This is a genomic window from Siphonobacter sp. SORGH_AS_1065, from assembly GCF_030818595.1.
GTDB lineage: Bacteria > Bacteroidota > Bacteroidia > Cytophagales > Spirosomataceae > Siphonobacter.
This window is the reverse complement of the sequence record NZ_JAUTAM010000004.1, coordinates 229,915-250,060: the sequence shown is the minus strand read 5'-3', so window position 1 is coordinate 250,060 and position 20,146 is coordinate 229,915. Positions and strand designations below refer to the sequence as shown.

Annotated in this window: 11 protein-coding genes; 6 read left to right on the top strand and 5 right to left on the bottom strand. The window is 46.1% G+C overall.

Translation table 11 applies throughout. The features are described from left to right. The first annotated feature begins 90 nt into the window (after nucleotides 1-90). A complete protein-coding gene (locus QE390_RS01800; RefSeq protein WP_307140864.1) occupies nucleotides 91-2,490 on the top strand; it encodes an ABC transporter permease in 2,400 nt (799 codons plus the stop codon). Nucleotides 2,491-2,589: 99 nt separating this feature from the next. Beyond that, nucleotides 2,590-5,046, top strand: coding sequence for an ABC transporter permease (locus QE390_RS01795; protein WP_307140863.1), 2,457 nt, complete (start codon nucleotides 2,590-2,592; stop codon nucleotides 5,044-5,046). 219 nt (nucleotides 5,047-5,265) lie between these two features. Here QE390_RS01795 and QE390_RS01790 read toward each other — a convergent pair whose 3' ends face one another. Beyond that, entirely contained in the window at nucleotides 5,266-6,267 is a 1,002-nt protein-coding gene (locus tag QE390_RS01790) for a GlxA family transcriptional regulator (RefSeq protein WP_307140862.1), read from the bottom strand. A gap of 191 nt (nucleotides 6,268-6,458) precedes the next feature. Between QE390_RS01790 and QE390_RS01785 the strand changes: the two genes are divergently transcribed. The 4 genes from QE390_RS01785 to QE390_RS01770 all read left to right on the top strand — a co-directional run bounded on the left by QE390_RS01785 (nucleotide 6,459) and on the right by QE390_RS01770 (nucleotide 8,694). Further along, nucleotides 6,459-6,881 (top strand): VOC family protein, encoded by a 423-nt coding sequence (locus QE390_RS01785; RefSeq protein ID WP_307140861.1) that lies wholly within the window; start codon nucleotides 6,459-6,461, stop codon nucleotides 6,879-6,881. A gap of 47 nt (nucleotides 6,882-6,928) precedes the next feature. After that, complete coding sequence (locus QE390_RS01780; protein ID WP_307140860.1) at nucleotides 6,929-7,318, top strand: VOC family protein; 390 nt, start codon at nucleotides 6,929-6,931, stop codon at nucleotides 7,316-7,318. 74 nt (nucleotides 7,319-7,392) lie between these two features. Beyond that, nucleotides 7,393-7,848, top strand: a complete 456-nt coding sequence (locus QE390_RS01775) for an SRPBCC domain-containing protein (protein WP_307140859.1) — start codon at nucleotides 7,393-7,395, stop codon at nucleotides 7,846-7,848. 6 nt (nucleotides 7,849-7,854) lie between these two features. Continuing rightward, on the top strand, nucleotides 7,855-8,694 hold the full coding sequence (locus QE390_RS01770) for a VOC family protein (protein WP_307140858.1): 840 nt from the start codon (nucleotides 7,855-7,857) through the stop codon (nucleotides 8,692-8,694). 260 nt (nucleotides 8,695-8,954) lie between these two features. On the opposite strand, the gene QE390_RS01765 is transcribed toward QE390_RS01770, so the two are convergent. The 4 genes from QE390_RS01765 to QE390_RS01750 all read right to left on the bottom strand — a co-directional run bounded on the left by QE390_RS01765 (nucleotide 8,955) and on the right by QE390_RS01750 (nucleotide 19,836). Continuing rightward, nucleotides 8,955-11,894: a pitrilysin family protein gene (locus QE390_RS01765; protein WP_307140857.1), complete on the bottom strand. Its 2,940-nt coding sequence runs from the start codon at nucleotides 11,892-11,894 to the stop codon at nucleotides 8,955-8,957. Between the two features lie 601 nt (nucleotides 11,895-12,495). Continuing rightward, nucleotides 12,496-14,961 (bottom strand): ABC transporter permease, encoded by a 2,466-nt coding sequence (locus QE390_RS01760; protein ID WP_307140856.1) that lies wholly within the window; start codon nucleotides 14,959-14,961, stop codon nucleotides 12,496-12,498. A gap of 48 nt (nucleotides 14,962-15,009) precedes the next feature. Continuing rightward, nucleotides 15,010-17,394, bottom strand: coding sequence for an ABC transporter permease (locus QE390_RS01755; RefSeq protein ID WP_307140855.1), 2,385 nt, complete (start codon nucleotides 17,392-17,394; stop codon nucleotides 15,010-15,012). 42 nt (nucleotides 17,395-17,436) lie between these two features. Beyond that, entirely contained in the window at nucleotides 17,437-19,836 is a 2,400-nt protein-coding gene (locus QE390_RS01750) for an ABC transporter permease (protein ID WP_307140854.1), read from the bottom strand. Nucleotides 19,837-20,146: the final 310 nt, after the last annotated feature.

The window sequence follows — 20,146 nt, the reverse complement described above, 5'->3', positions numbered from 1 at the left end:
TACTCAGATTCGCTGCAAGTAATCGTCGATAGATACCTGATTGAAACAGTCTAACCACTCCTGGTAACGCTGGGGTTAAAAATCAATACTATGCTACGTAACTACTTCCTCATCGCCATTCGTAACCTGTTAAAAAATAAGGTATATTCCTTTATTAACGTCGGTGGATTAGCCGTGGGAATGTCCGTTGCTTTGCTGATCGGCTTGTGGATTCACGATGAGCTTTCGTATGATACCCATCAACAGAATTATGATCGGGTAGGGCAAGTCATGCAGCAGCAAACGCTTAACGGTGAAGTAGGTACGCAAATGGCTATTCCTTTTCCTTTAGAGAAAGAACTACGGGATACTTACGGGGGGTATTTCAAGTATCTCGCTTCAGCTTCCTGGGAAGGCAGTCATATTCTGACGTATGGCGATAAAAAACTGTCGCCTTCGGGCTTGTACATGGGGATTGATGCTCCCAAGATCTTGTCGCTACGAATGAAGCGTGGTACGCTGGAGGGATTAAAAGACCCGCATTCCATTCTCCTCTCAGAATCAACGGCTCAATCCTTATTTGGGAATATGGATCCTATAAATAAGGTTTTAAGAATCGATAATAAGTTGGAAGTTAAAGTAACGGGCGTTTACGAAAACGTACCTAACCATTCCCGGTTTCGGGAAGTAAACTTCATAGCTCCCTGGGATTTGTATGTAACAAGCGAACACTGGCTGGAACGGGCAAAAACGCAATGGGGTAATAATTCCTTTCAACTCTTCGTCCAAATCGCTGATCATGCCGATTTTGAAACCGTGAGCCGGGCTATTGTCAATGTTAAATTCAATAAAGTAAGTAAGGAGGATCAAAGGTACAAAGCCGCCATTTTTGTGCATCCTATGACCCAATGGCACTTGTACTCGAATTGGGATAAGAAAGGATACCAAACGGGCGGAGCTATCGAATACGTCTGGTTATTTGCCATCATTGGTGTTTTCGTATTACTACTGGCTTGCATTAATTTTATGAACCTGAGCACGGCCCGGAGCGAAAAACGAGCCAAAGAAGTAGGCATTCGCAAAGCCATTGGATCGATTCGTCAGCAGCTAATTACTCAGTTTTTCACGGAATCCCTGCTGGTGGTTCTGTTGGCTTTTGCCTTAGCCATTTTGATAGTGGAAATTTCGCTGCCCTGGTTCAATCAGGTCGCTAATAAGGAAATTACCTTTCTTTGGAAAAATCCCTATTTCTGGCTCTTTAGTATTGGATTTATGCTCCTCACCAGCTTACTCGCGGGGAGTTACCCGGCCTTATATCTATCCTCCTTCCAGCCCGTGAAAGTATTAAAGGGTACCTTTCGGGTGGGGCAGATGGCTGCTTTACCGCGTAAGGTGCTGGTGGTATTGCAGTTTACGGTTTCCATTACACTAATGATCGGAACCGTCATTGTTTATCAGCAAGTTCAGTATTCCAAGAGCCGTCCGGCGGGCTTTAAGCGGGAAGGGTTAGTGATGATTCAGATGAAATCGCCTGACTTTTTCGGTAAATATGATGTGCTGCGAAACGAGCTCAAAAGGATAGGAGCGATTGAGGAAATGACGGAATCTTCCAGCCCTTTAACCGATGTTTGGTCGAACAGTTCAGCCTTCTCCTGGCAGGGAAAAGATCCCAATAGGGATGTAGAATTCGCCACAATTTTCATCACCCATGACTATGGAAAAACAGTAGGCTGGCAGTTTCTTGAAGGTCGGGACTTGTCTACCGCTCACGCTACGGATTCTTCTGCCATTATCCTTAATGAATCCGCTGCCCAATTTACCCAAATCAAAGATCCGCTCGGTAAAGTAATAACCTGGGGTAGTAAAGGAGAGGCGAAGGACTATACGATTATTGGTGTCGTGAAAGATATGGTAGTTAGCTCACCCTATGCTCCTGTGAAGCCAGCCATCTATTTCCCACACATCGATAATTTCAACTGGATGATTTTCAGACTTAATTCGAAAAAAAGTACCCATGAATCCCTTGCGAAGCTGGAAGCCGTTTTCAAACGAATCATTCCAGCGGCTCCCTTTGATTATCAATTTGCGGATGCGAGTTATGGTCAAAAATTTGCTGCCGAGGAGCAAGTCGGAACACTGGCGGGTTTGTTTGCCATCTTGGCGATTCTGATTTCCTGTTTAGGTTTGTTCGGGTTAGCATCCTTCGTTGCCGAACAGCGAACCAAAGAAATCGGCGTTCGGAAAGTATTGGGAGCTTCGGTGCTGAGTCTGTGGCAACTATTGTCAAAAGATTTTATAGTGCTGGTGTTACTTTCCTGCGGAATTGCCATTCCGATGGCCTATTACTTCATGGCCGACTGGCTCGAAAAATATGAGTATCGTACGACCATTCACTGGTGGGTTTTTATCGTCGCAGGTATGGGAGCCTTGATTATTACCCTAATCACAGTGAGTTACCAGGCCATTACTGCCGCTCTGATGAATCCGGTGAAAAGTCTGAAGTCAGAGTAAAGCTTATAAAGTCACGGAGTAACCCAGCGTTGGACAGAGTTCCGCTGGGTTACTCCGTGACTTTTTGTCCCGTTTAATTTGTTAATTCCCCTTAACCATATGATCAGGAACTATATCAAAATTGCCTTTCGAAACTTCTGGCGAAATCGATTGACGAGTAGCATTAATGTCTTGGGATTATCCATTGGCATATCGGCTTGTATCGTTATTTTTCTATTGGTTGATTTAGAATTCAGCTATGATCGCCACCATCTCGATCATGAACGTATGTATCGATTGGTAACCGATTTGAAATTTGGTGGTGAGGAAGGACACAGTAGTGGCTTACCAGCACCCGTTCCTGAGATTATTAAAAAAGCAATTCCGGGTATTGAAGTGGTTTCTGCTTTTCATAAGGTAATTCCTGCCATGACTACTGTCAAGCACGGAAAACAGGCTACTATCAACTTTAAAAATCCCTTTGATTCTGGAGAATTTTCTGTAGTTGTAGATGAAAATTTTTTCAAAATAATGCCTGCTCAGTGGCTTATTGGATCACCCGAGACTGCTTTGACGAAACCGAATCAGATTGTGTTGACCGAAAGTGAAGCCAAACGTTTGTATGGATTGGCTTCACCATGGGTTATTGGTCAGGAATTACAGATGGTAATCTATTCTGATACGCTTCAACTTCAGGTTTCAGGCCTGATCAAGGATCCGGTAGTACATAGCGATTTCCAATTTCCTTCCTATATCTCTTTAGCTACCTACAGGAATGTGGCTCCTTCGCGGGACGTTTTAGGATTAACACTCTGGAGTGGGGTAAATTCTTCTTCTCAGTGTCTGGTTAAAGTTCAACCTGAGGCCAACCTGGATCGGATAACTAAAAACATGAACACTTTTGTGGCCGCTCACACCCCAAAAAATGCTGTTAGTTTTGATATTTTCTATCGGCTTCAATCACTAAGCGATGTCCATTTTAATCAGAATTATCCCTCTGGACACCGGATTGCTCACCGGCCTACACTCGTGGGGTTGAGTATGGTTGGTGTAGCTTTATTACTTTTAGCCTGTATCAATTTTGTCAATCTCAATACTGCTCACGCTAGCCAGCGTGCCAAAGAAATAGGCATTCGTAAAACGCTGGGAAGTCGTCGAAGGAATCTGATTTTCCAATCCTTAGGCGAGACGCTGCTAGTGACGCTCATAGGAGTAGGGTTATCGGTCTTTGGGGCCGAAGTGGGTTTGATTTATCTGAGCGATCTGTTACCCGAAGGGTTACAATTACCCTTAGGTGAACTGAAATTCTGGCTGTTCCTGATAGGTATTACTCTTCTTACCTCACTTTTAGCGGGTTTTTATCCCGGTTTGGTTATTTCCGGTTTTTCTCCAGTAATAGCTTTAAAAAATCAATGGGCCTTGGCTTCGTCGCAGAGAATGGGCCTTCGGCGGGGACTCATTGTCGGACAATTTACAATAGCTCAGGCATTCATCATTGCCGCTTTATTCATGGGAAGGCAATTGCATTTTATGATTTATTCGGATCTCGGATTTAGTAAGGATGCAATCATTCGGGTAAACTTACCGGATGAAGCCTTCAGGTATAAGCAGGAAAAAGGGCAGCGATATACTTTAGCGGACCGTATTCGAAAGCTTGCCGGAGTTGAAGGCGTTAGCCTGTCAAACGAGTCACCTCTGCAAGATGGCAAGTCGTTTATGTTCCTGGATTTTGTAACTGGAAAAGAGAAAAAGTCACTCACTGTTGGGTTGAAGCCAGGGGATATTCATTACATCTCTGTTTACGGTTTTAAGTTTTTGGCAGGGCGTAATTTTGTGAAAAGTGATACTATCAATGAGTTTGTAATTAACAAAACCATGTCCAGAAACCTGGGCTTCAAGCACCCGCAGGAGGCGATTGGGAAATTTGTGACACTTGATAATAAGCCTATTCCCATTGTGGGAGTCATTCAGGATTTTCACTTTGAGACCTTACACAAAGAAATAGGATCTGTAGCGTTAATGAATGATAAAAGTGCTCAAAGAGATTTTCATATCAAGCTAAGCAACCTGCAAACCGCAGCAGCAACCCTCGCTCAGATCAAACAATTGTGGTTGGAAACGTACCCAGCTTATAGTTTTGATTATAAGTTTTTTGATGAATCTATCGCGAAGCTTTACGAGAAAGAACAGAACCTTAGTAAGTTAGTCAATCTCTTCACCGGAATTGCTATTCTGATCAGTTGTCTGGGATTGTTCGGGTTGATTACTTTTTCAGCCGAGCGTCGGACCAAAGAAATAGGGATTCGAAAAGTGTTGGGAGCCTCGGTTCTTCAAATTGTTACTTTATTATCTAAAGAGTTTCTGCTCTTGTTAGGGCTGGCCTTTGTTCTGTCTGTTCCGGCTGCCTGGTATTTTCTGCACGAATGGTTAACGAGCTTCGCTTACCGAACGGAACTAAGCTGGTGGATATTCGCTGGAGCAGGCGTAATGGCTGTGTGCATAGCTTTATTAACCGTGAGCAGTCAGGCCATCCGGGCAGCCAATGCCGATCCGGTGAAGAGTCTGAAATCAGAGTAATAACCCGATTTTTAACGTAGAGACGCGATTTTATTACGTGAACCTTATTTGCATTGGGGAAGAGGTGGTTTTATTAACCTCTGTATGGCTTTCATTTTCCTGCCAGACGCGATTATTCGTTACGTGAACCTTATTTGTATTGGGGAAGAGGTAGTTTTATTAACCTCTGTATTGCACTCATTTCCCTGCCAGACGCGATGAAGTCGCGTCTCTACAAGGTTACTCATGAGCTACTGACGCGGGTCGGGCGGTCATCATGGAGCCGATACCAAATTTATCGCGGTATTCCTTCGGGGTTAACCCGGTCAGGTTTTTAAACAGTAATCGAAAATTCTTCATATCGTTATAACCCGACGCGACCATTACTTCAACCATATCTTTATGGGTTGTTTCGAGCATACCTTTCGCCGCTTCAATTTTTGTTTTTTGCAAATAACGAATGGGCGTCATGCCCGTGGCCTGCTTGAATCGGCGGATGATATTTCGACGACTCGAAGGTACTTCGTCCAGGGCTTCTTCTACATTTTTGATTTCACCGAAACGTTTATTAATGGTCAGTTGAACCGTTCGAACAAGAGCATCATCATTGGTAATCGAGGGTTTGAAATGCTCAAAATATAACTGGTTGTTTCGATCCATATCAATGGCGAATGTCTTGGCAATTCGTACCGCCATTTCCCGTCCGCAATGTTGCTGAATGAGTAACAGCTTCATGTGAAAACTGCTCGTTGCTCCGCCACTGGTATAAATATTCTCGCTTTGAGTAATGATCGCGTGCGGTTGAAGCTGTACCGACGGAAATAACTGAGCAAAGGCATCAACGGCTTCAAGGTGCGTCGTGGCCTGACGACCGTTGAGTAAGCCTCCCGCGGCCAAGAGAAAGGAGCCCGTGCAAAGACTGATGAGGTTGGCTCCCATCTGAAACTGGCGATGCAGAAAGCCAATAAATTCAGCGTTTTCCTGAATGGTTTGGGCCATATCATCCGATCTGAAAGCTGGAATAAAGATCAGATCGCTCTTTTCACTGACTTCCGAAAGGACACGATAGGGGTATTGGCTGAAACTAGAAGGCAATTCAGGATTAAGTCCAATGAACTGAATGTCAAACTGACGATCCAGCTTTTCTTCTTCCAGAAAACGATTGGTCGTTTCGAATACATCAATGATGGCTGCTACACTGAGCAGGCGGTGGTTCTGGGTAAGTAGAATGGATAATTGCATGAAAACCTTTGGGTTGAACGGATAAATGTCACAAATACCCCTGCTAATTGGCACTTTGTACCCCCTTCTCTTTTCTTCCACCAAAGTAAGTTTGCCAGGGCTAATAACAAAGGCCAAGGCTCTTTAACACGCAGAAAATCTGCTTCCTACGCAACAGGCAGTCCGGCAAATCAATCCTAAATGAATCAACCATGTTACAACTGAATCCTTATCTCAACTTCGATGGCCAGACGGAAAAAGCGTTCCAGTTTTATCAATCTGTGTTTGGCGGTGAATTAGTTATTCAAAAAATGCGTGAGGCTCCGGGGGTAGAAAATTTTACGGAAGAAGAGAAAAACCTGATCATGCATGCCAGTATTCTTTTAAGTAACGGTCAAGTTTTGATGGGGTCAGATATTATCAAATCCTACGGGCATTCATTCACGCAGGGAACAAACCATTACATTTCACTGCACGCCGAGAGTAGAGCAGAAGCCGATCGTCTGTTTGCTGCTCTTTCTGAGGGTGGAGAGGTAGAAATGCCTCTGGCTGATATGTTTTGGGGTGATTATTTTGGCAGCTTCAAAGACCAATACGGGGTATGCTGGATGATTAATTATGCATTGAAATTCTGAAAAATACACCAAACGAAGCAGGCTACAGCCTAACTACCTCAATTCCTATGAACGAAAACATCATCTGCTGGTTTGAAATCTACACAACAGACATCGAGCGGGCCAAGAAATTTTACAGTGAAGTAATAGGTACAAAATTTACGGATGCTCCGGCTCCGGGCGACGCAGGAGAAATGAAAATGGCTTTCTTTTCGCCCATGGAAAATCAGGGGGTCAGCGGTGCCCTGATCGAAATGCCGGGAACCAAGGAAGGCGATGGCCATTGCGTGAATACGATGGTATACTTCCCAACGCAGAATTGTACGGAAGAAGAAAGCCGGGTGGAACAAGCGGGTGGTCAGGTCATTCGATCAAAGTTTTCGATTGGAGAATTTGGCTTTTGCTCCATCTGTACCGATACAGAAGGAAATCCGTTTGGCTTTTTTTCGATGCAGTAAATCTACTTTGAGGTTTCGTAATGTGTATGGAATAAGCTACGAAACGCTTTTCTTAATCTCAAACAGTCATGGCTATGAAAACTCAGCAGTATAAAATAGATATTAACGCCAGTGACAGTCGGGTTTATGATTTGATGCTCAATCAGGAATCCTATAAACTCTGGACGGCGGAATTTGGCCCTACCTCAGACTTTGATGGTAGTTGGGCGAAAGGAGCAAAGATCATTTTTACGGCCATAGGTGAAGATGGAAAAAAACAAGGAATGGTCGCTAAAATCCGGGAAAACATTCCTGCTACCTTTGTTTCCATTGAGCATTATGGGGTTCTTTCAGAAGGAGAGGAAGTCACCGAAGGCCCAGCGGTAGAAGAATGGGCTGGATCGCTGGAGAATTATACCTTTGACGAAAAAGATGGAGTAACTACCCTTACCGTCGATGTGGATACAACCGAAAAACACATCGATTACTTCAATGAAACCTGGCCGCGAGCTCTGAAAAAATTAAAGGACATTTGCGAAGCCTCTAGCTAGAAACGTATGAAACCAGCCCTGTATCCCTGTCTTTGGTTTGATGGAAAGGCCCAGGAAGCCGCCAAGTTATATGTGTCTCTGTTCAGGAATTCTTCCATAAAAAGTAGTAACCCTATGGTTAGTTATTTTGAGCTGGACGGGAATCCTTTCATGGCTTTGAATGGAGGGCCTGAATACCAGCCCAATGCCTCAATTTCGTTTTACGTAACGCTCGAAGATCCCGAGGAGCTTGAAAACATCTGGAATGAATTGATGGTGGAAGGCGAAGCGTTTATTCCTCTGGGGAGTTACGACTGGAGTGAAGTATACGGCTGGGTGCAGGATCGGTACGGAGTTACCTGGCAATTATCACTGGGTAAAGTAGCAGAAGTGGGACAAAGTATCGTGCCTTTATTCATGTTTTGCGGCGATCAGCAGGGCAAAGCCGAAGAGGCTATCTCGTTTTATAGGGATGTCTTTAACGGTACTGAAGAAGTATTCATTGCTCGTTATGAACCCGGTCAGGTAAAGCTGTATGCTAGCGTAGTTCACGCCCGTTTTAAACTGAACGATCAGTTATTTATGGCCATGGATAGTGCGGTTCCGCAGCCGTTTACTTTCAATGAAGGTATTTCGATGGTCATTAGTTGTGACACGCAGGAAGAAATTGATCATTACTGGAATCATTTCACCGAGAAAGGTCAGGAAGGCATATGCGGCTGGTGTAAGGATCCGTTTGGTGTCTCGTGGCAGGTGATTCCATCCATGCTAGGGCAACTGATGTCCAATCCGGAAAAGGCTCCCAGGGTTGGAGCCGCCTTTATGAAAATGAAGAAAATGGAGATTGAAACGTTGGTAAATGCGTAAGGACAATACCATAAGCTGTTTCGGGTTTGTAATCCAAAATCTGTCTGTGGAGGATCTGTGATCCATCATTGGGATTGTAAATCCCTTACAGAATACCAATCTGAAACAGCAGCTTTATGGAGAATTTGGCTGGGACCATTGGGCATAGCGAAGACAGAAACAGCCTCCTACCCAGACGCGATTTTATTGCGTCTCTACGGAGAAGGAAATCTTTTAGAATTGAAAAAGCAGGCCGGGTTTTACATCCGGCCTGCTTTTCATTAATACCCGAAAATCTCTTCCAGAGTTACCTTCTTCACCGTTCCGTATTTATTTAGAGAAGCCAGCGGTACTTTATTTTCCGAGGCTACAATACAGTAGGTGTAGGGTTTGTTCGCTAATTCTTTCTCGCTAAACTTCTTCAGATCGGCAAAAGTGAGTTGATCCAAAGCAGCGTATATCTTTTCCCGTTCGTCGTAATTCAGCCCTTTTTCCTGAGCGGCCAGGTAATTGTAAATCACTCCGTCCTGAAGAACGCGTTCCGTTTCCAGTGACTTCTTCATCCCTTTTTTCGCCGATTCCAGGGCTACGGGAGATTCAGGAAGTTTATTCAGTAATTCATTCATGCCCGCAACGGCTTCGGGTAATTTATCAGCCTGACAACCGATGTAGGCAATGAGTGTATAGTCATCATTTTTCTTGGCTGGCGTATTGTAATACGCATACGTAGAGTAGGCCAGAGCCTTCGATTCCCGAAGTGTCTGGAACACCACCGAAGCCATTCCTCCACCAAAATAGTTATTGAAAAACTCAATCGTTGGCGTCTCGGCGGGATTATACGTCTCCGTGTTCCGAATCCAGGAAATTTCCGACTGAACCATGTCATAATCGGCGAATAATACCTCGTTTGCTGACTGTTTCAATTGTTTGAATTCCTGCTTGGCCGGAACCGCCGCAAATGAGGCTGGTAATGCGTGCAGAGCTACGATTTGTTGTTCAAACTGAGGTAACGTCAGCGGACCGTAATAGATGATTTGATGAGGCATCGTTACCAATGAATGAATGAAATTCACGAGTTCAGTAGCAGTTACCTTTTCCAGTTCTTCATTACTCAACTGATTATTAAACGGATTTTTAGCACCGTATTCGGCGTACTGCATCAAACCCTGCATGATACTACCCTTGTTGAGTTTATTATCTGCCCGTTGTTTCAGCAGGCGACCTTTCAGTTCTTCCAGAGCTTTCTCATCGGGTTTACAGGTGCGGAGCAATTGTTCAAGCAGTTTGGTGGCAGGGGTGAAGTTCCCCTGCAAGCCCGTCAGACGGATGGTAGTGTACTCATTCCCCGGCTGAATCGTGTAACTACAGGCCAGATTATAAAACTCCGTGCTGATCTGGTCGGCGGTCATTTGGTCGGTGCTTAACAAACCGATATACTGCGTGGCCAGTCCTAATAATTTGCTGTGGTAGGTACCGAGTTTCAGGCGGTAGCCCAGACGGAAAATTTCGTTTTCGGTATTTGCGGCGTACAGTACCTCGGCGATTCCCGCTTTACCCTGTTTTACGTCTTTTTGATAATCCAGCCAAACGGGTTTGATCGCCGTCATGGGCATGTTATCAATCTTTTTCAGGAAGGGTGATTCTTTGTCGGTATTGGTAGCCACGGGCGTGATCGTGGGCTTATCTACTTTCTGAATGCTCTTGTCTTCGCCCTTGCGTTTGTAGACAATCACATAGTTATCCTTCAGCCATTCATTCGCAAAAGCTACTACTTCCGCTTTTGTAACCTTCGACATTGCGTCCAGCCGATCGGTATAGGCCAGCCAGCTTTCGCCTTTGTCATTCGTGAATGATTCCAGCAAAGGATACACGCGGCTGTAGTTGTTTTCTAGTTCGCGAATGGCGTTGAGTTTATAATTATTGACGATGGAACGCAGGATTTTTTCGTCAAACTCACCTTTCTTCAATTTCGCTACCTGACCCATCAATAAATCTTTCACTTCTTCCAGCGATTGTCCTTTTTTCGGACGACCCGACATGGACCAAACCGAGTAATCTTTCAGTTTTTCAATAGTCGAGCCGCCACCCAGAATTTTCTGGCCTTTGTTCAGATTCAAGTCAATCAGACCAGCCGCTGAGTTGGACATAACCTCATCCATCAGCGTTTCCAGAATGGATGCTTTGGCATCGAGAACGCCGGGTAACCGAAATCCAATTCTCACCGATTCGGGCGTGGGGCCATACACTTCTTTGGTTTGGATACTCGTTAGCGGAGCCTCTTTGGGCGGGTTATACAGGCTAACGGGTTTCGGTTTCCAGAAGCTGAATTTCTGATCAATCATCTTAACCAGTTCATCCGGGTTGAAATCTCCGGCCATGATGACAGCCATGTTATTCGGCACATAATACTTATCGAAATACTTCCGAATTTCAATCAGTGAAGGATTTTTCAGGTGCTCAACGGTTCCAATGGTGGTCTGCTGTCCATAGTTGTGTATAGGAAACAAAGCGGCCATCATTACCTCTTCCACCTTCCAGGGGTCGTTATCCAGGCTACGGTTTTTTTCTTCGTAAACGGCCTCTAACTCCGTGTGGAAAATGCGGAAAACGGGTTTGCGGAAACGCTCGGCCTGCAAGCTCAAATACCGATCCAGAGCATTGGAAGGAATGTCTTCCATGTAGGCCGTTACCTCATAACTCGTAAATGCGTTGGAATTCTGACCGCCCATGCTGGCAATCATTTTATCGTATTCGTTTGCAATGGCAAACTTGGCCGCTTCGCCCGATTTCTGGTCAATCTGGCGGTAAATGGCCTTCCGTTGAGCCGTATCAGTGGTGCTGTGATACTTTTCGTAAAGAGCATTAATCTCATCCAGCAACGGTTTTTCCTTGGCCCAGTTTAGCGTTCCATATTGATCAGTGCCTTTAAAAAGCATGTGTTCCAGGTAGTGAGCCAAACCCGTATTGGTGCGGGGATCGGTGTTGGAACCTGCCCGTGTGGGCATGAAAGAGAAAATGCGGGGTTCTTTTTTATTAACCGTCAAAATAACCGTCAGTCCGTTTTTGAGAGTATAAAAACGGGTTTTCATGGGGTCATTCGCGACGTAACGGTAGGTATAACCTCCGCTGGAGGCTGTTTCCCAGGCGTGTTTTTTCTGAGCTTGAGAGGTGGAAGGCACGAGGGCAAACAATAGGAATGCCCCCCAAAGGAGTCGTTTCATGTAGTAAAATCAATGGTTTGATATGGATGTCACTAATGTAGCTAAATCAGCATTATGATGCTTAGTATACGGCTCAGGAATACAAACAAAATATCCCGAAAAATCGATTTTTTCGGGATAAGCTAAGCGGCTGTTTAAAACTGAGATTTAAATACAAAGTAAATAGACCTTTCCCTGCGTTCGAGAAGTAATAGCAGAAAAAGTCTACACCGCGATTTGCCATTCAGAACTATCCCGTTCCCGCAACAAGTTGCTCGGCTCTAACCGAGTGATTGCGAAAATATTATAATCACTAATGATGACGTTATCGGTAGCGTTACCTTCGACTATTAATATTGGAATAACGGTAAAATTACTAATTGGGAAAAAGAATATTGGACGTTAGTGAAAATGAATGGTACGTGGGAAATTGTGAACGTTGCTTTTTCAATAGCTGAATAAGTGAATTCACGAGACAAGAGAATACTAAGATAAATAATTAACTGTCTGCCTGGAAAATTAGACGTTTGATCGATCAGAGACTTGTGTACTAATTGTAGTTACGTATATACAAAAAAACTCACAAGCAATTGTGAGTTTTTGAGTCTTGCTAATGGAAATACTATTCCACCTTTAATGATTTTACCGGATTTGCATTCGCCGCCCGGATTGCTTGGGTACTCACCGTCAGCAGGGCAACCAGCAACGCTAACGTACCCGCCGCCGCAAACAGCCACCAGCTTAGCTCCGTGCGGTAGGCAAAACCATTGAGCCATTCCCGGAGTAAATACCAGGCCGCCGGGGCTGCCAGCAGGAAGGCTAGTCCGACCAGAATCAGAAATTCTTTGGAGAGTAAAGCCACCAGCTGAGTAACTGATGCTCCCAGCACTTTCCGGATACCAATTTCTTTGGTACGCCGTTCAGCGGTAAAAGTTACCAATCCAAATAAGCCCAGACAACTGATAAAAATGGCGATTCCCGTGGCTAGGTTGGTGAGCTTTACCAGATTTCGTTCTTTATTGTAGAGCTTGGCAATTTCATCGTCGAAGAAGGTGTACGAAAAATCCTCCCCGTGGTACGTTTCATTCCAGAGTTGTTTGATCTGAGCCAGTGTAGCATCGAACGCCTGAGCACTGCCCGTTTGTAACCGCACGTTAAATTGGGATAGACTACTAGGGCTATTGTTCATCAAGGCCGTAGGCTGGATGGATTCGTGCAATGAACGACCATGAAAATCTTGTACAACCCCCACCACCGGAATCTGGGCCCCATTCCCGTATTGCAGGAATTGACCAATGGCCTCCGTGGGTTGGCGGAAACCCATCTGTCGGGCCAGGGTTTCGTTGATAACCAGTTCGCTCGTGGTATCGCTTTCGGCGAAATTTCTCCCCGCCAGCAGATGAAACCCGAAGAGACTTAAGTACTGCGTATCGCCATCTTTGCGGTACACATTGATCGCTACTTTCTGTTTGTTGCGAACGGCATTCATCATGGATGAACTGTAGCCCGAAGAAATAGGCGACTGATTCGCCAAACTCACCTGTTTGACGCCCGAAAGTTTTCGGATACGGTCGGCCAGCGTAATGCGTTGGTTCTGATCACTGATCCAGAAGTATTTAGTCGGTACGCGAAAAGTAACGATAGCTTCCCGGTTAAAACCCAGGTCTTTCTGAATCATGTACTGCAATTGCCGACTAACGAATAAGGCTCCAATAATGAACATTTGGGCAATCACAAACTGCGAAATGATGAGTACCCGACGAAGACCGATTTTTCCCGGCTGAACAAAAAGGTTGGTACCACGAAGGGTAAGAATGGGCATAAAACGCGAGATCAGTAAACCGGGGTAGATACCGGCTAGCAAAGCCGTAAGCAGTGCCATGGCCAGCAGGAATAGCCAGAAGGTAGGCTGGCTTAAGTCCAGTTCCACGCCCGACGGTATCAGTTCACTCAGGTAGATCAGACCCAGTTCGGCCAGAGCAATGGAGAACAAAACGGCTACGACGGTTACCAGCAGCGTTTCGCCGAGCAACTGCGAGATGAGGTGACTGCGGCGACTGCCTAGGGTTTTACGAATACCGATTTCCTTGCCTCGCTGACTGGCGTGAGCCGTAGACAGATTCACAAAATTGATGGAGGCCAGCAGCAGTAAAAATACACCCACTGCGGCCAGCCCATACAGGGTAGGCTTGTGGGCTATTCGCAAGCCATTGGCGTAGGTTTGATTGAAATGAACGTCAGATAAAGGCTGAAAACTAAACCAGCGTTTCCACTCGATGGAAGAATCCCCGGAATGACTATCAATCAGTTTTGTAACCTTCTGGGCCAGTTGATCAGGATTGGCACCGGGCTCGATTTTTATCAGGCATTGGGACGCTCCATTGGTGTTCGTCCAGGCGTCAAAACCGTAGTTTTCGCGACGTTTTTTACTGCTTGTCAGGGTAGCCAAGGATAGGTAGGCCGGATACGAAAAGTCACTTCGCTCAACGGCATTTTTTACAAGGCCCGATACCGTTAATTCCAGGGTATCCTGGTAGGAAACGGCCCGTAACGTTCGACCCAGTACCTTGGACGAGGCTTCGCCAAAATAACGTTCAGCCAGACGTTGCGTCAGGACGATCTGATTGGGTTTGGCGAGCGACGTCTGAGGCGAGCCTGCGATCCACTCCGCTGGCAAGATCTTAAAGAATTGAGCATCCGTAAAGATCATGTGAGAAGAGGATTCCTTCGCTGCCGGAAAAAGGATGGGTGCTTGCCCCAAGCGAGGCACTTCAATTTGCTCAAAACTTTCCTGGTGAAAAGCAGCGACGGTCTCCAAACCCGTTACTTCCCGCCGAATACTTTCGGGAATGGGAGCAGAAACGCCGGCGTTGTGTCCCGGATCGTCGCCAAATTTGAACTCCGTCACGAGCCGATAAATCCGATCGGCGTCGGGTGGATGTCGGTCAAAGCTAAATTCATAATTAACCAGTAAAAAAATAACGATACAGGCCGAAAGCCCTACCGCCAAACCCAGGACATTAATGCTAGTCGTCAGGCGATTTCGCCAAAGCGTGCGAAGAGCGATTTTAAGATAATTCTTGAACATGATAGTAAGGTTGGGAAGGGGGCTTTCTGATGAAAAGATGTAAACTCGTTACTCACTTTTGAGACTCTTCACCGGATCGGCATTGGCTGCCCGAATGGCCTGCGTAGAAACGGTCACAAGGGCAATCACCAGAGCAATCAATCCACCTATGCCAAACGTAAGCCCGCCCAGGCTGGCCCTGTAGGCAAAGCCCTCCAGCCAGCGATCAAGGGCATACCAGGCCAGGGGCGAGGCCATGGCAAAAGCGATGAGTACCAAGACAACGAAGTCTTTGGAAATGAGGCTTGAAATATGAAAAACACTGGCTCCTAATACCTTTCGAATACCGATTTCTTTGGTTCGAACTTCTACGGTATACGTAGCCAATCCAAAAAGACCTAAACAGGAAATAAGAATAGCGATCGTAGCGAACAGGTTGAAAAGTATTCCGGTCTGTTGTTCTTGCTCGTGTAGCCGCTGAAAGCTTTCTTCCATAAAATGATACCCAAAGGGCTGGTCTGGATACAAGCGTTTCCAGATTTTCTCCGTTTCTGCCAGAGCCCGCGAGGTATTGGTCAGCGAGGCTTTTACGTAAAACGTACGCTGCCAGGAAAGATCATAGAATAAAACGGCCGGAGCAATGGCTTCGTGAAAATTGCGGAAATGAAAATCTTTGACAATCCCAATGATTTGTCCGTCTCTACCGTTAAACGTGATGGATTGTCCGACATAGGGCGGTTTCAATCCCAGGGTTTTTACGGCTTTTTCGTTAAGAATCACGTTAGCCGTATCCATTCGTACGGCATGACTGAACCAACGGCCTTCCAGTAGTTTAAGGTTGAATATAGGCTGGAACTCAGGTTCAACTGACAACGCCGAAACAGTAGGATTGAAGTCTTCTGCCTTGCCTTTCCATTGCAGACTACCCGACATACTGTTGGGGTTATTTTCGAGCGGAAGACTGGTGGCAGTTACGCCATCAATAGAAGTCAGAGTACGAAGCTGAGTTTTGAACGCTTCCCGATCCTTGCGGTTTCTGAACTCGTCGGAAGGAAGTTCCAGGCTGAAAACACCTTCCCGGGAATACCCCGGATCGTGTGTCTGAATGAAATGAAGTTGTTTGAAAATCCCCAGCGTGCCAATGATTAGGGTAATGGAAATGGTAAACTGAAGAACCACCAGTGCTTTTCGGAAGTGCGTTGTTTTCGTTCCTAGCAGCTGATTGCCTTTCAGAACCTGAATGGGCTGAAAGGAAGAAAGCAGCAGGGCCGGATAAATACCCGACAGGAAAATGGTCACCAGCATTGTTCCCAGCAGTATGCCGGCTACGCCGGGGTCGCTGAGGGTGAACACAAAGTGTTTTTTCGTGAAGTCATTAAAAAAGGGTAACAGCAGCTCTACTAACGCGAGCGTCAGGCCAAGAGCTAGTAACGTAAAGACCAGTGATTCCGTCAGAAACTGCCCAAATAATCGGCCCCGTTCGGCCCCGATCAACTTTTTAACACCTACCTCCTTGGACCGCGTACTTGCTCGGGCAGTGGACAGGTTTACGTAGTTGATGCAGGCAATGATGAGAATCAGTAAGCCGACGATACCCAAAATCTGCGTAGTACGTTCATTTCCGCTGGCTAACTCATCCCGCTGAAATCCTTTGGCAAAGTGGATGTCAGTAAGGGGGAGCAGGCTGGCAATGGTATGCGTGTCTTTTTTGTAGGTACGAAAGAGCTTCGTCAATTTAGCTCCGACGGCCTTGGTACTGGAGCCAGGCACCAGTTGTAGGAACAGTTGATAATTAAAGTTTCCCCACTGGCGATCGTTGGCGGCGTTTCCCGGATTTTTCAACAGGGCCGCAATGGGCAACATCAGATCGAACTGAAAGCTGGACTGGGCCGGATTATCCCTGACGATGCCTTTGACGACGTAGTCTGTGGAATCGAGTCGAATGGTCTGACCGATAGCCGAAGCGGCATCGCCGAAAAACGTTTTTGCTTTTGACTGGGTTAAAACGATGCTATTGTAGTCCTTGAAAACGACTTTGGGACTGCCCATGACAAACTGGTAATCAAAGAATTCAAACCAGGTGGAGTCGACATACGCAGCGTTTGGTTCCTTGAAAAGCTCATGGTTTATCCGAACAACGAGTGGACTCCAGGGCTTCTGAAAACGAGCTACTTTTTCAACTTCTGGAATTTGCTTTTGGGCAAAATCTCCCAGGACGAGTGGCGAATTAGACCATACCCACGAATCCTGCGGACTGATTTGGAGCGTATTGGTCACCCGATAAATCCGATCTGCCCGTTGGTGATAGGCATCGAAACGCAGTTCATTCTGCACCCATAACAAAAGCAGAATCGAGGCCGTCATACCAAGGGCCAGGCCCCCGATATTGAGTCCCGAATACATTTTGTTTCGCCATAAATTGCGGAAGGTAATTTTGATGTGGTTTTTCAGCATAGGGGTAAGGTATTAGGAAAACCAGGTGGGAATAGGTAATCTTTACTCACTTTTCAAACTCTTCACCGGATCGGCATTGGCTGCCCGAATGGCCTGACTACTTACCGTGATAAACGCAATCAACAGAGCGATGAAACCCGATAGGGCGAAGGCTACCCAGCCCATCTGAATACGGGTGGTGTAGGCTTGTAGCCAGTCTTGCATGAAATACCAGGCCAGCGGAAACGCGATGGCGTTAGCAATCAGTACCAGTTTTAAAAATTCTTTGGATAAAAGTAGCGTAATGCTGGATAAGCTGGCCCCCAGTACTTTACGTATGCCAATTTCTTTACGACGGGTTTCAACGGCAAACGTAGCCAGTCCGAACAGTCCAAGGCAGGCAATCAGAATAGCCAGACCGGTAAAGGCTGCCAGCATGGTGCCCAGTTTACTTTCGGCTTTGTACAGAGCATCGTAGGCTTCGTCGAGGAAGTAATACTCGAAAGGATACTCCGTCTCGTATTTTTTGAATACCGATTCTATCGTTGCCAGTCGGGAAGTCACGTTACCACCAGCGGCCAGCTTCAGGTACAGACAGCCTCCGTAAGTCATCAGTTCCCGCGTCGTATCGGCTACTACAGAGATACCCAGTCCGCCTTGTGGGTGCTTGCTGGAAAAGAGGTTGAAATTTTTCACGACTCCCACCACTTCAGAAGCCTGGTTGCCCAACTGAATTTTTTCGCCAATCGGTCTTTCCGTAAATCCAAAATCTTTTAAAGCCGATTCATTCAGAATCAATGACGGTGGATTGGAAGAGTAGGGTCGGGTAGGCTTGATTTTCCAGGGTACATTCATAGTCTGGAAAAAGGAATTGTCTACAGCCGTAATCTGAAGAGAAATATCCTTTTTAGTAACCGGCGACTGCGTAAAGAACATACTCACACCACCCTTGAACAGTGGCCAGCTCGCCGCCGCTACGTTTTGAATACCAGCCTGTTGCCGGAGTTCCTGCTTGAATGCGGCGTAGTGAGCAACCATCGTTTGTGGAACGGTAATTACAACAATGCCTTCACGATCCAGTCCGATATTCTGCTGACGGAGAAAGTCAAGCTGATTTTTGACAATCAGACTGCACACAATCAAACCAATGGAAACGGAAAATTGAAAAATGGTCAGGATACGGCGAATGTTAATACCGTTTGCCTTGGAAAACCGTCCTTTCAGAACTTCGGCCGGAGCAAATTGGGAGAGGAGCAGGGCCGGATAACTGCCCGCCAACAGTGTACAAATCAGAAGCAGACCAGCCAGTAACCCGATGAAGAGTGGTGTACTCAGGAAGGTATCGCTAATGTGAAGATCCAGCCACTGAAAGAAAAAGGGCCGTAAAGCTTCAACCAGCAGTAGACTTAGCCCAAAGGAAATCAGGGTAATCAGTACGGATTCGGTGTAAAACTGAGCGGCTAGGTTACTGCGTAAGCCACCGAGTACTTTCCGCACGCCTACCTCTTTGGCCCGTTGCGTAGCCCGGGCCGTGGTCAGGTTCATGTAGTTGATCAGGGCTAGCAGCAAAATACCCAAGGCAATACCCGTGAACAAGCCATGGTATTGCTGGGAATGATCCACCAGGATGCCGTGCAGGTGAAGATCAGTGAAGGGCTCTAAAATGAACTCCTCGGGTTTCTCACCTTTTTTGACGGGTTGATCCTTCAGGTGCAGTTGACTGATTAACCGTTCCACCTTGGGTCGGTGTTCGGCTTTTGTCAGCAGAAAATACGTATAAAAACCCCCGCCGCCAACGTGGCTGTATTCCAATTGCTGTCGTAAGCCATCGTCGTAGGGAGCCAGATTTTTCTGCGTAGCAAAGGAAATAAGTGCGGAGAAGGAAATCGTACTGTGGGAAGGCAGGCTTTCCAGCACGCCGGTTACTTCCAGCGGTACTTTATTGTCGTAGACCAGGGTTTTCCCCAGCGGATTGGCCGCTCCGAAATATTTCTGGGCTAATTCTGGGGAAAGTACAATCGTATTGGGACGGGTTAAGGCAGTAGCTGCGTTTCCCTTCTGAAGGGGATACGTAAAGACGCTCAAAAAGGAAGGGTCGGCAAAGAGAAGCTCATCCTCAAAGGAGTGGAAGTTAGTGACCGTTTTCAACACCGTTCGCACGGAAGGTCGCGTACGAACCGTCGCTTCCACCAGATCCGGGCGGGCGTCTTGTGTACGCGGTCCCAGTTGTGGCGACATGGACTGCGTCTGGATGTGCGTGTCGCCGTAAGGCATCCGGTCCATCGTTTGAAAAATCCGACTGCCTTTCTGATGAAACGTATCGTAACTGTATTCGTGGACAACGTACAGCAAAATCAGAATACTGACGGCCAATCCAGCGGCTAACCCGCCAATGTTGAGCAGGCTGTACAGGGGATTCCGTCGGAGGTTACGCAAGGCTATTTGCAGGTAGTTCTTCAGCATACGTTCAGGGATCCAGGATGTTGAGGCGGTGCTTAGAAAGTCGTGCCCTATCGCTTGAAAAATAAAAAGTATCTGATTTATAGGGAATTGAATAAAAGCTTATGTCCATTTACGTACAGTTCACTGTACGTAAATGGACATAAGTACCTATTTAAATCAACTCTCCCTAATCAACCCGAAGCTGGTTATCCGCAGCGAAACTTGCTTTTCGATTCTCAATCAGAAGCCATGATTCGCACTGGAAATTATAAATGTTAGCCCGTCTATTAAAAGCTGTCTGAAAGTTATAATCGAAGCCCTTCATGCAAAT

What these genes read in the sequence shown, in the direction of transcription:
- QE390_RS01800 (WP_307140864.1), top strand. Translation starts at nt 91, where the DNA reads ATGCTACGTAACTACTTCCTCATCGCCATTCGTAACCTGTTAAAAAAT.
- QE390_RS01795 (WP_307140863.1), top strand. Translation starts at nt 2,590, where the DNA reads ATGATCAGGAACTATATCAAAATTGCCTTTCGAAACTTCTGGCGAAAT.
- QE390_RS01790 (WP_307140862.1), bottom strand. Translation starts at nt 6,267, where the DNA reads ATGCAATTATCCATTCTACTTACCCAGAACCACCGCCTGCTCAGTGTA.
- QE390_RS01785 (WP_307140861.1), top strand. Translation starts at nt 6,459, where the DNA reads ATGTTACAACTGAATCCTTATCTCAACTTCGATGGCCAGACGGAAAAA.
- QE390_RS01780 (WP_307140860.1), top strand. Translation starts at nt 6,929, where the DNA reads ATGAACGAAAACATCATCTGCTGGTTTGAAATCTACACAACAGACATC.
- QE390_RS01775 (WP_307140859.1), top strand. Translation starts at nt 7,393, where the DNA reads ATGAAAACTCAGCAGTATAAAATAGATATTAACGCCAGTGACAGTCGG.
- QE390_RS01770 (WP_307140858.1), top strand. Translation starts at nt 7,855, where the DNA reads ATGAAACCAGCCCTGTATCCCTGTCTTTGGTTTGATGGAAAGGCCCAG.
- QE390_RS01765 (WP_307140857.1), bottom strand. Translation starts at nt 11,894, where the DNA reads ATGAAACGACTCCTTTGGGGGGCATTCCTATTGTTTGCCCTCGTGCCT.
- QE390_RS01760 (WP_307140856.1), bottom strand. Translation starts at nt 14,961, where the DNA reads ATGTTCAAGAATTATCTTAAAATCGCTCTTCGCACGCTTTGGCGAAAT.
- QE390_RS01755 (WP_307140855.1), bottom strand. Translation starts at nt 17,394, where the DNA reads ATGCTGAAAAACCACATCAAAATTACCTTCCGCAATTTATGGCGAAAC.
- QE390_RS01750 (WP_307140854.1), bottom strand. Translation starts at nt 19,836, where the DNA reads ATGCTGAAGAACTACCTGCAAATAGCCTTGCGTAACCTCCGACGGAAT.